Annotated in this window: 14 protein-coding genes; 4 read left to right on the top strand and 10 right to left on the bottom strand. The window is 71.0% G+C overall.

From position 1 onward, the window contains the following. Nucleotides 1-6: 6 nt before the first annotated feature. The 5 genes from AMETH_RS31075 to AMETH_RS31055 form a co-directional block, all read right to left on the bottom strand. Nucleotides 7-660, bottom strand: a complete 654-nt coding sequence (locus AMETH_RS31075) for a TetR/AcrR family transcriptional regulator (protein WP_026153537.1) — start codon at nt 658-660, stop codon at nt 7-9. 217 nt (nt 661-877) lie between these two features. Continuing rightward, entirely contained in the window at nt 878-2,059 is a 1,182-nt protein-coding gene (locus tag AMETH_RS31070) for a peptidase C39 family protein (protein ID WP_017985127.1), read from the bottom strand. A gap of 39 nt (nt 2,060-2,098) precedes the next feature. Beyond that, on the bottom strand, nt 2,099-2,506 hold the full coding sequence (locus AMETH_RS31065) for a PaaI family thioesterase (protein ID WP_017985126.1): 408 nt from the start codon (nt 2,504-2,506) through the stop codon (nt 2,099-2,101). A 9-nt stretch (nt 2,507-2,515) separates the two neighbouring features. Further along, nucleotides 2,516-4,234, bottom strand: a complete 1,719-nt coding sequence (locus tag AMETH_RS31060; RefSeq protein ID WP_017985125.1) for a TIGR03767 family metallophosphoesterase — start codon at nt 4,232-4,234, stop codon at nt 2,516-2,518. 64 nt (nt 4,235-4,298) lie between these two features. After that, complete coding sequence (locus AMETH_RS31055; RefSeq protein ID WP_026153535.1) at nt 4,299-5,921, bottom strand: long-chain fatty acid--CoA ligase; 1,623 nt, start codon at nt 5,919-5,921, stop codon at nt 4,299-4,301. A gap of 259 nt (nt 5,922-6,180) precedes the next feature. Here AMETH_RS31055 and mihF point away from each other — a divergent pair, with 259 nt between their 5' ends. Together mihF and AMETH_RS31045 are read left to right on the top strand one after the other, a co-directional pair. Beyond that, nucleotides 6,181-6,492: an integration host factor, actinobacterial type gene (gene mihF, locus AMETH_RS31050; RefSeq protein WP_026153534.1), complete on the top strand. Its 312-nt coding sequence runs from the start codon at nt 6,181-6,183 to the stop codon at nt 6,490-6,492. An 81-nt stretch (nt 6,493-6,573) separates the two neighbouring features. Beyond that, nucleotides 6,574-7,701, top strand: coding sequence for an isochorismate synthase (locus tag AMETH_RS31045; protein ID WP_017985122.1), 1,128 nt, complete (start codon nt 6,574-6,576; stop codon nt 7,699-7,701). 144 nt (nt 7,702-7,845) lie between these two features. On the opposite strand, the gene AMETH_RS31040 is transcribed toward AMETH_RS31045, so the two are convergent. Beyond that, nucleotides 7,846-8,547, bottom strand: coding sequence for a 4'-phosphopantetheinyl transferase family protein (locus tag AMETH_RS31040; RefSeq protein WP_017985121.1), 702 nt, complete (start codon nt 8,545-8,547; stop codon nt 7,846-7,848). Between the two features lie 66 nt (nt 8,548-8,613). Between AMETH_RS31040 and AMETH_RS31035 the strand changes: the two genes are divergently transcribed. Next, entirely contained in the window at nt 8,614-9,456 is an 843-nt protein-coding gene (locus AMETH_RS31035) for an alpha/beta fold hydrolase (RefSeq protein WP_017985120.1), read from the top strand. A 33-nt stretch (nt 9,457-9,489) separates the two neighbouring features. Next, complete coding sequence (locus tag AMETH_RS31030; RefSeq protein WP_017985119.1) at nt 9,490-10,659, top strand: acyl-CoA dehydrogenase family protein; 1,170 nt, start codon at nt 9,490-9,492, stop codon at nt 10,657-10,659. 65 nt (nt 10,660-10,724) lie between these two features. On the opposite strand, the gene AMETH_RS31025 is transcribed toward AMETH_RS31030, so the two are convergent. The 4 genes from AMETH_RS31025 to AMETH_RS31010 are packed head-to-tail and all read right to left on the bottom strand — an operon-like array spanning nt 10,725 to nt 13,921. Further along, nucleotides 10,725-11,054 carry a hypothetical protein gene (locus AMETH_RS31025; protein ID WP_026153533.1) on the bottom strand — a complete coding sequence of 110 codons (330 nt, stop codon included), beginning with the start codon at nt 11,052-11,054 and terminating at the stop codon, nt 10,725-10,727. Between the two features lie 43 nt (nt 11,055-11,097). Then, nucleotides 11,098-11,739: a TetR/AcrR family transcriptional regulator gene (locus AMETH_RS31020; protein ID WP_017985117.1), complete on the bottom strand. Its 642-nt coding sequence runs from the start codon at nt 11,737-11,739 to the stop codon at nt 11,098-11,100. Continuing rightward, nucleotides 11,730-13,217, bottom strand: a complete 1,488-nt coding sequence (locus AMETH_RS31015) for an ATP-dependent acyl-CoA ligase (RefSeq protein ID WP_017985116.1) — start codon at nt 13,215-13,217, stop codon at nt 11,730-11,732. The genes AMETH_RS31020 and AMETH_RS31015 overlap by 10 nt, the downstream gene beginning before the upstream one ends. Continuing rightward, nucleotides 13,214-13,921 (bottom strand): enoyl-CoA hydratase/isomerase family protein, encoded by a 708-nt coding sequence (locus AMETH_RS31010; RefSeq protein WP_017985115.1) that lies wholly within the window; start codon nt 13,919-13,921, stop codon nt 13,214-13,216. The genes AMETH_RS31015 and AMETH_RS31010 overlap by 4 nt, the downstream gene beginning before the upstream one ends. Nucleotides 13,922-13,944 lie beyond the last annotated feature (23 nt).

The raw sequence follows: 13,944 nt of genomic DNA, 5'->3' as shown, positions 1-13,944 counted from the left end.
CTGGGGTCACCGCGGCCGCAGGGCCGCGTTGAGGTGGTGCGCCAGTTCGCCGAGCAGCGCCTCGGCCGCGACGTCCGAGGTGGCCGGCCGCAGCGACAACACGAACGACTGCACCACGAGCAGGACCGATCGCGCCTGCACGGCCGTGGCCGCCCGCCGGATCGAGCCGTCCCGGTGCCCCGCCTCCAGCAGCGCGACGATGAACTTCTCGCCGAGCCGCTGGGTGCCGCCCAGCCGCTCCAGGACGTAGGGCACCACCAGCGCGGTGTCGACGTCGAGGACCGTGCGCATGAGCGGATCGGCGTTGAGCAGCCGCACCGCGGTCACCGAACTGCGCACCAGGCGCGCGCGGGCGGTCGGGGCGTCGGCCCCGCTCACCGTCGCCTGGTGCAGCAGCGCGCCGAACTCGCGGGTCATCAGCGCGGACAACACGCTGCGCACGTCCGGGAACCGCCGGTAGAGCGTCATCCGGCTGACCTTCGCCGTGCGCGCGATCTCGGCCAGTGTGGTGCGCCGAAGCCCGGAGGCGAGGACGCACCGGCGCGCGGCGTCGAGCAGGACGTCGTCGGACACGCGTGCCGCCGTGGGACGTCCGCGGGCGTTCGCGAGCGCGCTGGAGGGCCGGGCCTCGCCGATCACAGCGCGACTCTCATCGTCCATCTGTCGCACTGCAGCCCGTTGCCGCCATTGTTGACCACCATGCCTCGTGGTTCGTTGCCCCCACCGGTACCGAGGGTATCGGGAAATCCGGTGTGAGGCGCGGTGCCTTTTGTAGGCGGGCGATATTAGACGATCGCGAACGAGGTCACCGCCGTGACCCGAACGGGTTCACCAGTTACCAGTAAGCGCCCTGACCTCGATGTCCTCGTCGGCGTCGTCACGGGGTGATCAGGTAGACGACGCCGCCGGGGCCGCTCGCGACGGAACCGTCCTCGGTGTGCCGCTTGGTGCGCTGCCAGATGTTCTCGAACTGGGCCCGCGGGTAGATCGTGCGCACGTTCGCGTTGCTGTTCGCGGCCGGGTCGTTGGCGATGACGTCGCCGTTCGCGGTGAACCCGACGACGACCATGATGTGCCCCGCCGTGCCGTAACCCGCGCCGTCCAGTTCGTCGGCGCGGAAGGACTGCGACGTGATCACCGGGATGCCCCGGGCGATGTAGTCCTCCAGCTCGGTCAGCGAGTGCAAGCGCGTGACGTGCCCGCGCAGGCCGAAGGTCGCCGCGTATGCGGTGTTGAACGGCCAGTTGCCGGTGCCCTCGTAGGAGTGGTCGTAGGTGTGGCGGGCCGCGTAGTCGACCGTCCGGTCCGCGTAGCCTGCCGGGATCCAGGTCATGTCCTCCGCGCGCGGCCGCCTGCCCCAGTATTCGACCACCATCTCGGTGGACGTCGGGCTGCACCAGCTCTCCCCGCCGCCGCCGTACTCCGGGAAGTGTCCCTTGTGGATGTTCTGCGCGTAAGCGGGAACGGGAAGCTCGATGCCGGATGCCTTGCCCGGCCGGGAAACCGGCACCTCGAACCGGTCCGGCACGTTCGACGTCATCGCGCCGACCGCGCTCACCGTGGCCGTCTCGCGCGTGCCCGGCGCGCGGTAAAGCGAGACCCGCAGCCGGTACGAGCGCAGCAGCACGCCGGGCTTCATCACGAGCGTGTCGACCGAGACCTGCGCGTGCGCGTCGTCCTGGCCGTCCACGCTCGTCCGCTTGATGTCACCGTCGCCCGCGGCCCACCGGCCCATCACGTACCACGCGGTCTCCGCGCCCGTCGCGGTGCGCGCCTGCGCCTCGACCTGGATCCACGTGCCCGGCGGGGTACGCGCGTTCCACGACGCGATCAGCTCGGTCGCGTCGAACCCGGGCGCGTGGAACGGCGAGGTCCACTGTGCCCGCTCGTAGTCCCAGCCCTCGTACGACTCGGTGCCGGCCGGCGCGAACGGGCCCGCCGGCGCCCACTCGTGGTAGTCGACGGCTTCGTCGGCCCGGCCGGGCGAGGCGGACGAGGGTTGCACGGTCACCGTCGCCATCATGGCGGCGGCCAGTACGGCGAGCAGGGCGCGGGTCATCCGGGAATTCTCCCGGCCGCTACGGGTGGTGTAAACCAGTCAAAGGACTGATTGCGACTGCGTCACCTTCGCGACGAGCTTGCCGGCGTCGTCGTGCAGCTCGGTCTCCACCACGATCACCTTGCGGCCCGCGTGCAGCGGGCGGGCGGTCGCGGTCACGTGCCCCTCGCGCACCCCGCGCAGGAAGTTCGTCTTCGACTCGATGGTCGAAGTGCCAGTTGCGCCTTCGGGCAGGTTGAGGAACGCGCACACCGCGCCGGTCGAGTCGGCCAGGGCCATCAGCGCGCCGCCGTGCAGCACACCGCCGATCGTGCAGAGGGAGGCGTCCCAGGCGAGCCGCGCCCGCACGACGTCCTTCGAGTGCTCCAGCACCTCGATGCCGAGCCGCTCCGAGAACGGCATCGACTGGTGGAACAACGCCGTTCCGGCCTCGTCGAGCTGAGTCATGATCCGTTCCTAGCGCAAGGGGTGGACCAGCAACAACTCCGTGTTGTGGTCGGCCGCCGCGCCAGTGCGGGCCGGGTCGGCGTGCAGGTCGTTGAACGACAGCTCCCGGTACAGCGACGCCAGCGCGGCCGGCGAGGTGTCGCCGTGGTCGGCCGAGTACGGGGCCTGCGCCTCGATCAGGGTGGTGAACAGCGACAACGTGCCGTCCGCGTTGTCCGCCACCTCGATCACTCGCGCGTGCTGCGGGAAGTCGACGTGGGACGCGGTGTTGATCTCCCAGAACCCCTGCGCGGGGGTCGCGCCCGGCCGCGGCGTGATGCGGTTTTCGTGCGTGTGCCCGTTGACCCACGCCAGCACGTTCGGAAACCGGTGCAGGAGCGCGACGAACGCGTCCCCGGTCAGGCGCGGCTCCAACGGGTGGCGGGCGTCGGGCAGGACGTTGCCCATCGTGTCCGAGGTGTGGTGGCTGAACAGGATGAACAGCTCGTCGGTGACCGAGCGGGTGATCCGGTTGCCCCAGAAGTCGTAGTGAACCGAGCTGCCGCGCTTGAGCGTCTGCTCGACCCACAGGTACTGCCCGAGCCCGATTGAGCCGTCCGCGAACCCGGCGAGCGTCGTGGTGTCCAGGCTGATGCCGGTGATGCCCGGGGCGATGCGGAACGTGTAGTAGACGTCCACGCCGTCGGCGTTGGCGCCGGTGAAGCCGTGGCCTGCCGGGCCGGACCCGGTGTTGGCGGGGTCGAGGTGCGCCTGCACGAACTCGGCGGTGGTGAACGGCCGTCGCCGCTCGTCCGGGGTGATCTCGCGGATCGTGCCGCTGCCGCCGAACAGCTCGGTGACCGGCACGCTCGCGCCCGGCGTGCGGATGGCCCGCGCCAGTTTCTCCGCGGTCCCGGAGTCCTTGCCGATCACCTTGTAGCGGCCGGTGTACCAGTGCGCCATCCCGGGCAGGTCCGGCAGGCTGCCGACGACGCTGTCGTCGTGGTTGCCGAACGTGCAGTACCACGGCACGTCGAGTCCCGCCGAGGTGAACGTGCGCGTGCCCGCGGTCAGGATGCCGGGCAGCACCGGGAACGCCGACCAGTCGCCGTCGAGATGGCGGTCCGGGTTCCAGTACAGCGGGTCGCCGGAGGCCTGCACGCCCTCGTAGGCGTACGGGCCCCCCGAGTTCGGGGTGACCTCGCCCCCGTTGAGCACGCCGAGGAACCAGCCGAGTTCGAGGTGTTCGTGGTTGTCGGTGTTGTCGCCGGTGGTCATCACGAAGTCCAGCGGCCGTCCGGTGAACGGCCCGCATCGCAGGCTGTTCACCCGGTCCACGAGTGCGGCCGTGGCCACCGAACCGAGTGTCTCCTGTGGACGGTGGGCGGACCCGATCAGCGGGTGCAGGTACTCGAACCGCGCCGGGGACTCGGAGTCGGTGATGTGCAGGTCGGTGAATTGGACGAACGCGGTGAGCGCCGTGCGCCGGCCGTCCCGGCCCGCCTTGCCCGCCACCAGGTCCTCGCGCACCACCAGCGGCCAGCCTGGCCCGCCGGTCAGTCGCGTGTACGCCGCGGCGCCGTCCAGCGGGGTGGCGACGCTCTCCAGCGTGGTGCCGGCCGTGCCGACCGCGCGTCGGCTGCTTTCCCGTAGCGCCCGGTCGATCGCCTGCGCCGACGGCGCGCCGACGACGAGCCCGAGCCCGGCCGCGCCGGTGGCTGCCAGCACGTGCCGCCTGCTGATTCCCATACATCCCCCAGATATGCGAAGGCCACCCGCATCGAAGCAGACGCGGGTGGCCTCCCGGTGAACGTCAGAAGTGCGTCACGTCCAGCTTGCCCTGCGCGTGGAAGGCGCGCAGGCGCTTCTTGTCGAACTTGCCGACGCTGGTCTTGGGCACCTCGTCGATGAACGTCCAGTGCTCCGGCAGCTGCCACTTCGCGACCTTGTCGGCCAGGAACTCACGCAGCTCCTCGGCGGTCACGCTGTGGCCCTCCCGGACCACGACCGCGACCAGCGGCCGCTCGTCCCACTTCTCGTCCGGCACGCCGACCACCGCGGCCTCGGCGACCGCGGGGTGGCTCATCACCGTGTTCTCCAGGTCGACCGAGGAGATCCACTCGCCACCGGACTTGATGACGTCCTTCGCGCGGTCGGTCAGGGTCAGGTAGCCGTCCGGGCTGATCTTGCCGACGTCACCGGTGCGCAGCCAGCCGTCGTGGAACTTGTCCGGGTCCGCGCCGCCGTGGTAGGCGCCGGCGATCCACGGCCCGGCGACCTCCAGCTCGCCCACGCTCTCGTTGTCCCACGGCTGCTCGTTGCCGTCGTCGTCGATGAGCCGCGCCCGCACCGACGCCGGGAAGCGGCCCTGCGTGTACCGGTACTTCCAGGCCTCCTCGCCGGTCGCACCTGCGGGCGGCCGGGCCACGCTGCCCAGCGGGGACGTCTCGGTCATGCCCCACGCGTGCAGGATCGGCACGCCGTAGCGCTCCTCGAATGTGTGCATCAGCGCGGGCGGGCACGCCGACCCGCCGACGACCACCTCACGCAGGTGCGAGATGTCCTGCGGCTGAGCCTCCAGCTGCTGCAGCAGGCCCTGCCAGATCGTCGGGACCGCGCCGGCGAACGTCGGCTTCTCGGAGGCGAGGATCTGCGCGAGCGGGCCCGGCTGCAGGAACCGGTCCGGCATGACCAGCGACGCGCCGACCATGAACGCCGCGTACGGCAGGCCCCACGACATCGCGTGGAACATCGGCACGATGACCAGCGCGTTGTCGGCGGGCGAGAGCTGCATGCTGTCGGTCATGCAGACCTGCATCGAGTGCAGCCAGATCGAGCGGTGCGAGTAGACGACGCCCTTCGGGTCACCGGTCGTGCCCGACGTGTAGCACATCGCGGCCGCGGAGCGCTCGTCGATCTCGGGCCAGTCGAAGGTGTCCGGCTGGGCGGCCAGCAGCGCATCATAGGAGTGCACCTCGACGCCCTCTGGCGCCTGGAGCGTCGCCGGGTCGCCATTGGCCACGATCACGTGCCGGACGGTTTTCATCTCCGGCAACTGCTTGGCCAGCAGCGGGACGAGCGAGCCGTCCACGATCACGACGTGGTCCTCGGCGTGGTTCGCGACGAAGGTCAGCTGCTCGGGGAACAGCCGGATGTTGAGGGTGTGCAGCACGGCGCCCATCGCGGGGATCGCGAAGTAGGCCGCCAGGTGCTCGGCGTTGTTCCACATGAAGGTGCCGACCCGCTGGTCGCCGGTGACACCGAGACTACGGAGCGCATTCGCCAGTCGCGCAGCATTACGACCCAGGTCTGCGTACGACTCGCGGCGGGGCCCCTGGTCGGTCCAGGTCGTCACCTGACTGGTGGCATGCACCCGGCTTCCGTGTTGCAGCAGGTTGGCAAGGGAAAGCTGTCCGTCCTGCATCGTGCTCAGCATGGGCACTCCCGCGCGGTGAAGTTCGGCGTTGAACGTGTTGCGGTCACTCTAAGTGGAAGACACCGTTGGTTGCCAGGACTGATCGCACCCGCCCCGACCGGGGGTTTCCTCGCGTGTCGGTGTCGCGGCATCAGCCCAGGTGGCGTTTACTGGGCGCGTGGACCAGACGGCCTGGCCAGCGCTTGCAGGAGCAAGCACCTCGCTGGGTGCCAGCCGTCGCCGCGAGAGCGGATATCCGACACACGGAAGGACTACTACGTTGGCTCTGCCCACGTTGACCCCGGAGCAGCGTGCGGAGGCCCTGGCCAAGGCGGCCGAGGCCCGGAAGGCTCGCTCCGAGCTGCTCGCGTCGATCAAGTCCGGTCAGCAGTCCATCGACACGGTGCTGTCGAAGGCCAAGGACGACAAGACGATCGGCAAGACCAAGGTCACCCAGCTGCTGAAGGCGGTTCCCGGGCTCGGCGCCGTCAAGGTGGCCGCGCTCCTGGAGAAGGCCGGGATCGACCCGGACCGGCGGGCCGGCGGACTCGGCGAGCGCCAGCGCGCGGCATTGATCGACGCCCTCAAGTAACCGTTTCCGCAGGTCGGCGGCGAAGTGTTGCGCCCGTGACACTTGCGCTCGCCGACGCCTGAGCGGGAGCACAATGGGGGTGTGGATGCCAGGGAGACGCTCGAGGAGTACACGCCAGGCGACTTCTACTTCGCCACCTCACGGCACACGATCTTCGGGTCCGGCTCCCGCCTGACCTTCACCGGCACCGACGTGCCGGCGCTCGGTGACGCGGTCCCGGCCGCTCTGGCCGGGACCCCGGGGTCGCTCGCGGTCGGTGTCCTGCCTTTCGACACCACCGCGACGCCCGGGCACCTCGTCGTGCCCGAGGCGGTCCAGGTGGCCGCCCCGGCGCACCCCGCGGCCGCTGACCTGCCGCGGATGACCGTCGATGGTCCGGACGTCGTCCGGGCCGTGCCCGAACCGGTCGACCACGCGGAGGCGGTCGCCCGCGCCGTCCGGGCCCTGTCCGATCGCGGTATGCGCAAGGTGGTGCTCGCGCGCGCCCTCGACCTGGAGTTCTCCGGTGAGGTGCCGGTCAAGGCCGTGCTGCACAACCTGGTCAAGGACAACCCGCACGGCTACACGTTCGCCGCGGCCCTGCCCGGCGGGCGATCCCTCATCGGCGCGACGCCGGAGCTGCTGGTGTCCCGCAGCGGCCGCCGCGTCGTGTCGCACCCGCATGCCGGGTCCGCGCCCCGCTCGGCCGACCCGGTCACCGACCGGGAGAACGCCGAACGGCTGGCGGCCTCGCGCAAGGACCACGTCGAGCACGCGGTCCTGACCGAGGCGATCGTGGAGACGCTGCGGCCGTTCTGCCGCGACCTGCACGTGCCGCGGACCCCGTCGCTCGTGTCGACGCCCACGATGTGGCACCTGAGCACGATGGTGACGGGCGAGCTGACCGACCCGGACGTGACGGCGCTGCACCTGGCCGGCGCGCTGCACCCGACGCCCGCCATCTGCGGCTCGCCCACCGAGGACGCGCGGCAGCTGGTCGGCGAGCTGGAGCCGTTCGACCGGGGGTACTACGCCGGAACGGTCGGCTGGATGGACGCCAACGGCGACGGCGAATGGGCGGTGTCGATCCGCTGCGCCGAGGTGTCCGCGTCGCGGTTGCGGTTGTACGCGGGCGGGGGGATCGTGCCCGCGTCGGACCCGAAGGCCGAACTGGACGAGACGTCCGCGAAGTTCCAGACGCTGCTGCGCGCTATGGGCTTGGAGCTGTGACCTCCCGAACCCGATCTTTCAGTGTTCGGTTGCCGAGCCGCCGGGTCAAGGCGGGAAAGCGTGCCTTGACCCGGCGGCTCGGCAACCGATTGGGCTGGGGATCGGGTTGCGGGAGGCGGGTCGCCTGCCGTTGCCGGCCGGCGGTCAGTTCGTCCCGGCGGGCGCCCACCAGCGCTCGGTGACCTTCAGGTCCTCGTCCGCCAGCACGGCGATCGCCGCGCGGTATCCAGCGCCGGGGTCGAGATCGGCCAGGCGCGTCCGCGCCGGGTCCAATGCCGGGTCGGCCGAGGAGAGCAGTCGGGGTGGTTCGCCCGGGCCGGCCAGCGTGATGCTCTGCAGCGGGATCTTCAGCCCGCGCCCGGTGGCCTTCATCAGCGCCTCCTTGCCGGTCCAGTACCGGAAGAACGCGGCCACGCGCTCGGCGTCGGTGAGGCCGTCCAGCGCGGCCACCTCCGTCTCGTTCAGCGCGTAGGCGATCAGCGAGTCCTCGGCGCGGCGGGTGGCGGTCTCGACGTCCAGGCCCACCGGAACGCCGCTGGTCACGGCCACCCCGATCCGCTCACCGGAGTGCGAGATGGACAGGTCGAACCCGGCCCCCGGCACCCGCGGCCTGCCGTGGGGCTTGCCGCAGTCGTCGCAGGTCGCGTCGAAGGACACCGCGTCGGGTGCGCGGCCGAGCAGCTCGGCGGCGACCGTCTTGGCCAGCACCCGCCCGGTGAGGAACCGCCGCTGGTCGATCTCCTTCCGGTAGCCGCCGTGCCTGCCGCGCTCCACGTCGTCCAGCAGGTCGAGGTACCGGGGCTCGTTCGGCAGCGGAACCGCCCACCACACCGTGCACTCGATCACGTCCCAAACCTACGCGGTGCGCGAACACGGGCGCGAGCAGCGGATCAGCGCCATACGTTGACCACCATGAACGTGGTTCACGTCAACGGGGCCGATCTGGCCTACGACGAGGCAGGCTCGGGTCCGCCGGTGGTCTTCGTGCACGCCGGAGCGGCCGACCGGCGCATGTGGGCCGCCCAGTTCGACGGGCTCGCCGGCACCCACCGGGTGATCCGCTACGACCAGCGCGGCTTCGGCGAGTCCGCCGATGCGGCCGGCGACCACTGCCACTTCGAGGACCTCCTCGGGCTGATGGACGCGCTCGGCGTCGACCGGGCGGTCCTGGTCGGCTGCTCGATGGGCGGGTCGTACGCGCTGGAGGCCGCGCTCGCGGCGCCGGACCGGGTCAGGGGGCTGGTGCTGATCTGCTCGGGGCTGTCCGGCCACGAGTGGCCGGAGTCGATGCGTGCTCGCGCCGCCCGCGAGGTGCACAGCGCGGTGCCCGCCGAGCGGCTGCGCGCCTACGCGGCGCGGACCCGGGAGCCCGACCAGGCCGACGTCGAGGCGATGGCGCTGGCCCAGGCGCGGTTCCTGGTGCCGGAACCGTCCGACCTCGTCCTCATGCTCCGCGGCGTCTTCCGGCGGACCTGGACCGGGCCGCAGCGGACCGAACGACATTTGGAACCGGGCCCCGCCGGCCGGCTGGGCGAGGTGGTGGCACCCACGCTGGTGATCAACGGCCTCCTCGACGTGCCGGAGATCCAGGAGGTGTCTGGCCTGCTCAGCGCAGGTATCGCCGGAGCGCGGCGGCTCGACCTGCCGGACGCCGGTCACCTCCCGCCGGTCGAGCGGCCGAACCGGGTCACGGCCGCGCTGCGTGGGTTCCTCACCGAACTCCATTCCGGGAACGGGCCGCGTGCGCTAGCCTGACAGGTAAGCAAGCGCTTAGTAGGAGGGCCGACGATGGACTTCAGCTTGAGCACCGAAGAGCGGGAAGTGCGCGACTGGGTGCGCACGTTCGTGCAGCGTGAGCTGATGCCGCTCGAACAGGAGGTGCTGCGCCGCGAACGCCGCGGCGAACCCGGCCTCACCTCGGACGAGCTGACCGCGCTGCAGCTCAAGGCGAAGGAGTCCGGCTTCTGGGGCGTGCAGACCCCGGAGGAGTACGGCGGCATGGGCCTGTCGGCCGTGATGACCGCGCTGCTGGAGGCCGAGCTCGGCCGCACCTTCGTGCCCTTCCGCTTCGGTGGCGCGGCGGACAACATCCTGTTCCACGCCAACGACGAACAGAAGGAGCGCTACCTGCTCCCGACGATCTCCGGCGAGCGCAAGTCGTGCTTCGCGATCACCGAGCCGGGCGCCGGCTCCGACGCGAAGAACATCCGCACCTCGGCCCGCAAGGACGGCGCGGACTGGATCATCAACGGCGAGAAGACGTTCATCACCGGCGGCAACGAGGCCGACTTCGTGATGGTGTTCGCGGTCACCGACCCGGAGAAAGGCGCTAACGGCGGCGTCACCTGCTTCCTCGTCGACCGGGACATGGGCTGGAAGTCCGAGCCGATCGACACCATGGGCGAGTGGGGCCCGGCGTCGCTGGTGTTCGACAACGTGCGAGTGCCGGAGAGTCAGATCCTCGGCGAGGAGGGCCAGGGCTTCGCGCTGGCGATGCAATGGATCGGCCGCGGCCGCTACCTGCTGCCCGCCCGCGCGATCGGGTCGTGCGAGCGGCTCATTTCGATGGCGATCGAGCACGCCAACACGCGTGAGACGTTCGGGGCGCCGATCGCGACCCGGCAGGCGATCCAGTGGATGATCGCGGACTCCGGTGTGGAGCTGGAAGCGCTGCGCTGGCTGGTGCTGCACGCGGCCTGGCAGGTCGATTCCGGAATGGACTCCCGCCACGCGCAGTCGATCGCGAAGCTGTACGGCGGCATCAAGGCCAACGAGATCGTCGACCGGGTGCTGCAGATCCACGGTGGTATGGGCTACACGCGGGAGCTGCCGATCGAGCGGTGGTACCGCGAGCTGCGCCTGCTGCGCATCTACGAGGGCACGGACGAGATCCAGCGCCGCACGATCGCCCGGAACTTGTTGAAGGGGCACGTCAAGATCGGCGGCGCGCTGGGTTGAGAACAACCCTCAGGGCCGCCCCCGGAAGGTTTCCGGAGGCGGCCCCGAGGGATCTGGCAACTGACTCAGGATTCGTTGGCGGCGTCCCGCAGTGCGCGCGGCGCCCCGGCCAGGTCCTCCTCGTTGCAGAGGAGCTTCAGGTCGTAGTACGGCGCGCCTTCGCGGTCGTCGTAGTCGAGGTGGATGGAGACCACATCCACCGGCTCGCCCAGCCACTCCTGTGCCGACCTGAGCCAGTGCGCGCAGCGCTCGAGCGCGGTGGGCAGGTCGTCGTCACGGAACTGGACGGGGCGGTAGGGCACATCATGTACATGATCCTGAGGGTGGGACGGTGCAGGGAGGCCCAGTGCGAGACCCTGCTCATCCAATTCCAGTTGGATCGTTCGCTCAGTCACCCTTCGAGGGTCCCTCAGCCCGGCCGAGTCGGCAAGACCCCAGCTAGGGCCGTATGCGCCACACCTCGGCGGCGACCTCCCGGGCCCGTTCGGCGCCCTGCTCGCCGGGGAGCGCTGGGCTTCCCAGCATGCGCAGCGCGAGCTGGGCATATCGGGCGGCGAGGCGGTCCAGCGGCAGTGGACCACGTGGTGAATACCACCGGGCGACGCCGGTGCACATCTCCAGCAGGGCGAGCCTGGTCACGGCCGGTTCCGGGGCGTCGAACACGCCCCCTGAGACACCCTTGTCGATGGTGTCTGCCCAGATGGCTTCGTACTCATCCCGCAGCGCCACGATCCGCCGCCGCGCGGGCCGGGACAGGGCGCTGACCTCGTTGTCCACCACGCGGGTCTCGTCGGGCTGGGCGGCGTGGGCCATGACGTGCAGCGTGACCAGGGCGGACAGCGCGTCGGCCGGGTCGTCGACGGTGTCCAGCGCCCGGCGCGCGGCCAGCAGGAGCCGGTCCAGGCACTCCCGCATGATGTCGACGAGCAGGTCCTCCTTGGTGCCCATGTAGTGGTAGAGGCTCGCGCTGGAGATCCTGGCGGCCTGGGCCAGGTCGCGGATGCCGGTGCCGTGGAACCCCTTGGCGGCGAACAGCTTGACCGCGGCGCGGCGGACGCGTTGCTCGGTGGTCAGAGCCATGTGCCCGCCACCCGGTCGTAGGTCGGGGTGTCGAGGGCGGGGAGCTTGCCCTTCGCGATGCGTTCCGACGGGGTGCGCGGCAGGTCCGCGGTGAGTGACCAGTAGCGCGGGACCTTGAAGTAGGCCAGCTGGGACGCACAGTGTTCGGCCAGCTCGTCCGGGGTGGTGTCCGTCGCCGGCACGATGAAGGCTTTGACCTCTTCGCCGCGCAGGTCGTCGGGCACCGCGATCACGGCCGCCAGCGCGACGGCGGGGTGCAGCAGGAGGGCGCGCTCGACCTCGTCGGCCGAGATGTTCTCGCCACTGCGGCGGATCATGTCCTTCGTGCGGCCCACGTAGTGGACCCGGCCCTCGGCGTCCATTGTGGCCAGGTCGCCGGTGTGGAACCAGCCGCCGCGGAAGGCGCGGGCGGTCGCCTCGGGGGCGTCGTGGTAGCCGTGCATGAGGCCGACGCCGCGGATGAGCAGCTCCCCGGTCCGGCCGCGGGGCAGCGGGTTGCCGTCGTCGTCGGCGATCACCACCTCGCGCTCGCGGATGGGGCGGCCGATGCAGCCGCTGCCGGGCCGGTGGTCCTCGGGGCGGTCGCGGATGTCGCCGCCCGTTTCGGTCATGCCGAACGCCTCGTACCAGGGCACGCCCCACCTGGCTTCGAGTTCGGTGTGCCGGTCGCGGGGGATGGCCGAGGCCATGACCGAGCGGACGCGGTGGTGTTTGTCGTCGGGGTGTTCGGGCTGGCGGAGCAGCAGCGTCGGCATGAGGCCGAGGCAGTAGAACCAGGTGACGCCGTGCTCGCGGATCTTCGCCCAGAAGGTGCTGGGGTGGAAGCGGTCGAGCACGACGAGCGTCGCGCCCGCGGCGAGGCCGACCGCGACGTTCCACTGTGGATCGATGTAGTGGAACGGCTGGGCGGTGAGGATCGTGTCTTCGTCGGTCAGGTGGGGGAAGTCGTCGACGAGGCTGCGGGCGAGGGTGGTCCAGTAGCGGTGCGGCAGGACGCAGCCCTTGGGGGCGCCGGTGGTGCCGGAGGTGTACTGGATGTTGGTGGGCGTCTCGGCGGCCGGGTGCTGCTCGGGCGGTGTGCCGTCGGGCAGGTCGTCCGGGGTGCGGGTGGTGATGCCGATGCGGGTGAGCAGGCCGGTGAACTCCGGCGCGGCGATGGCGAGGCGGGCGCCGGAGTGGCGGATGACGTGGGCCCCGTCGAGTTCGCGGTAGTTGGTGTTGACGGGGACGAGGACGGCGCCGCGTTTGGCGAGGGCGAGCCAGAGCAGGGGGAAGGCGGGCTCGTTGCGCAGCATGACGGCGACGCGGTCGCCGGGGTTGATGCCGAGCGCGGCCAGGCTGCCCGCGAGGCGGTCGGTTTCGCGGTCGATGTCGGCGAAGGTGAAGCGGGCACCCGTCTCGTCGAAGAGCCACGCGGTCTTGTCCGGCCACTTCCGCGCGGCGCGTTTCGTGAGGGCGACCAGGTCGTCGGGGATCATGCGCGGCTGCCGAGTGCGTTGCCGGGCAGGTGCTCGGTGATCAGGGCGTGGCTGACCTCGAGCTCGAGGGCCTGTTCGAGGGCGCTGTCGATACCCGCGTCGAGGGCGCGCTTGGCGAGGGTGGTGGCCGGGTGGGCGGGGATGCGGCGGGCCCAGTCGCGTGCCGTCTCGTGCAGGTGCGGCACGACGGCGTTGACGAGCCCGAGTTCGTGGGCGGTGCGGGCGTCGACGCGTTCGCCGAGGAGGAGGAGTTCTTTCGCCTTGAGGGGCCCGACGATGAGGGGGAGGAGGCGGGACGCGGCGCCGGTGACGCTGAGGCCGAGGCTCGCCTCGGGGAACGCGAAGACGGCGTCCTCGGCGGCGAGCACGAGGTCACAGCCGAGCGCGAACTCCGCCCCGGCGCCGATGGCGTACCCGTGCACGGCGGCGATGACCGGTTGCGGGATGGTGCGCAGCCGGCGGGTCACTTCCTGGAGCCGTTCGATGCGCGCGCGGGAGTCGCCCTGCGGGGTCTGCTTCAGGTCGTGGCCCGCGCAGAAGGCCCGCCCCCGCCCAGCGAGCACGACGGCTTTGGTATTGGCCGTCCGGTCCAGGGCGGAGAGCAGATCGTCGACAAGTTCCGGCGCGACGGCGTTCAGGCGATCCGGCCGGTTGAGCCAGATGTGCGCGACGCCTTCGTCGATCTCGAGGTCCACCGAGGTCATGGGAGGAGCTTAGGCGACCGATC

Source organism: Amycolatopsis methanolica 239 (genome assembly GCF_000739085.1).
In the GTDB taxonomy this organism is placed as follows: domain Bacteria; phylum Actinomycetota; class Actinomycetes; order Mycobacteriales; family Pseudonocardiaceae; genus Amycolatopsis_E; species Amycolatopsis_E methanolica.
This window is presented reverse-complemented; position numbering and strand designations above follow the sequence as displayed.

What these genes read in the sequence shown, in the direction of transcription:
- AMETH_RS31075 (WP_026153537.1), bottom strand. Translation starts at nt 660, where the DNA reads ATGGACGATGAGAGTCGCGCTGTGATCGGCGAGGCCCGGCCCTCCAGC.
- AMETH_RS31070 (WP_017985127.1), bottom strand. Translation starts at nt 2,059, where the DNA reads ATGACCCGCGCCCTGCTCGCCGTACTGGCCGCCGCCATGATGGCGACG.
- AMETH_RS31065 (WP_017985126.1), bottom strand. Translation starts at nt 2,506, where the DNA reads ATGACTCAGCTCGACGAGGCCGGAACGGCGTTGTTCCACCAGTCGATG.
- AMETH_RS31060 (WP_017985125.1), bottom strand. Translation starts at nt 4,234, where the DNA reads ATGGGAATCAGCAGGCGGCACGTGCTGGCAGCCACCGGCGCGGCCGGG.
- AMETH_RS31055 (WP_026153535.1), bottom strand. Translation starts at nt 5,921, where the DNA reads ATGCTGAGCACGATGCAGGACGGACAGCTTTCCCTTGCCAACCTGCTG.
- AMETH_RS31035 (WP_017985120.1), top strand. Translation starts at nt 8,614, where the DNA reads ATGAACGTGGTTCACGTCAACGGGGCCGATCTGGCCTACGACGAGGCA.
- AMETH_RS31030 (WP_017985119.1), top strand. Translation starts at nt 9,490, where the DNA reads ATGGACTTCAGCTTGAGCACCGAAGAGCGGGAAGTGCGCGACTGGGTG.
- AMETH_RS31020 (WP_017985117.1), bottom strand. Translation starts at nt 11,739, where the DNA reads ATGGCTCTGACCACCGAGCAACGCGTCCGCCGCGCCGCGGTCAAGCTG.
- AMETH_RS31015 (WP_017985116.1), bottom strand. Translation starts at nt 13,217, where the DNA reads ATGATCCCCGACGACCTGGTCGCCCTCACGAAACGCGCCGCGCGGAAG.
- AMETH_RS31010 (WP_017985115.1), bottom strand. Translation starts at nt 13,921, where the DNA reads ATGACCTCGGTGGACCTCGAGATCGACGAAGGCGTCGCGCACATCTGG.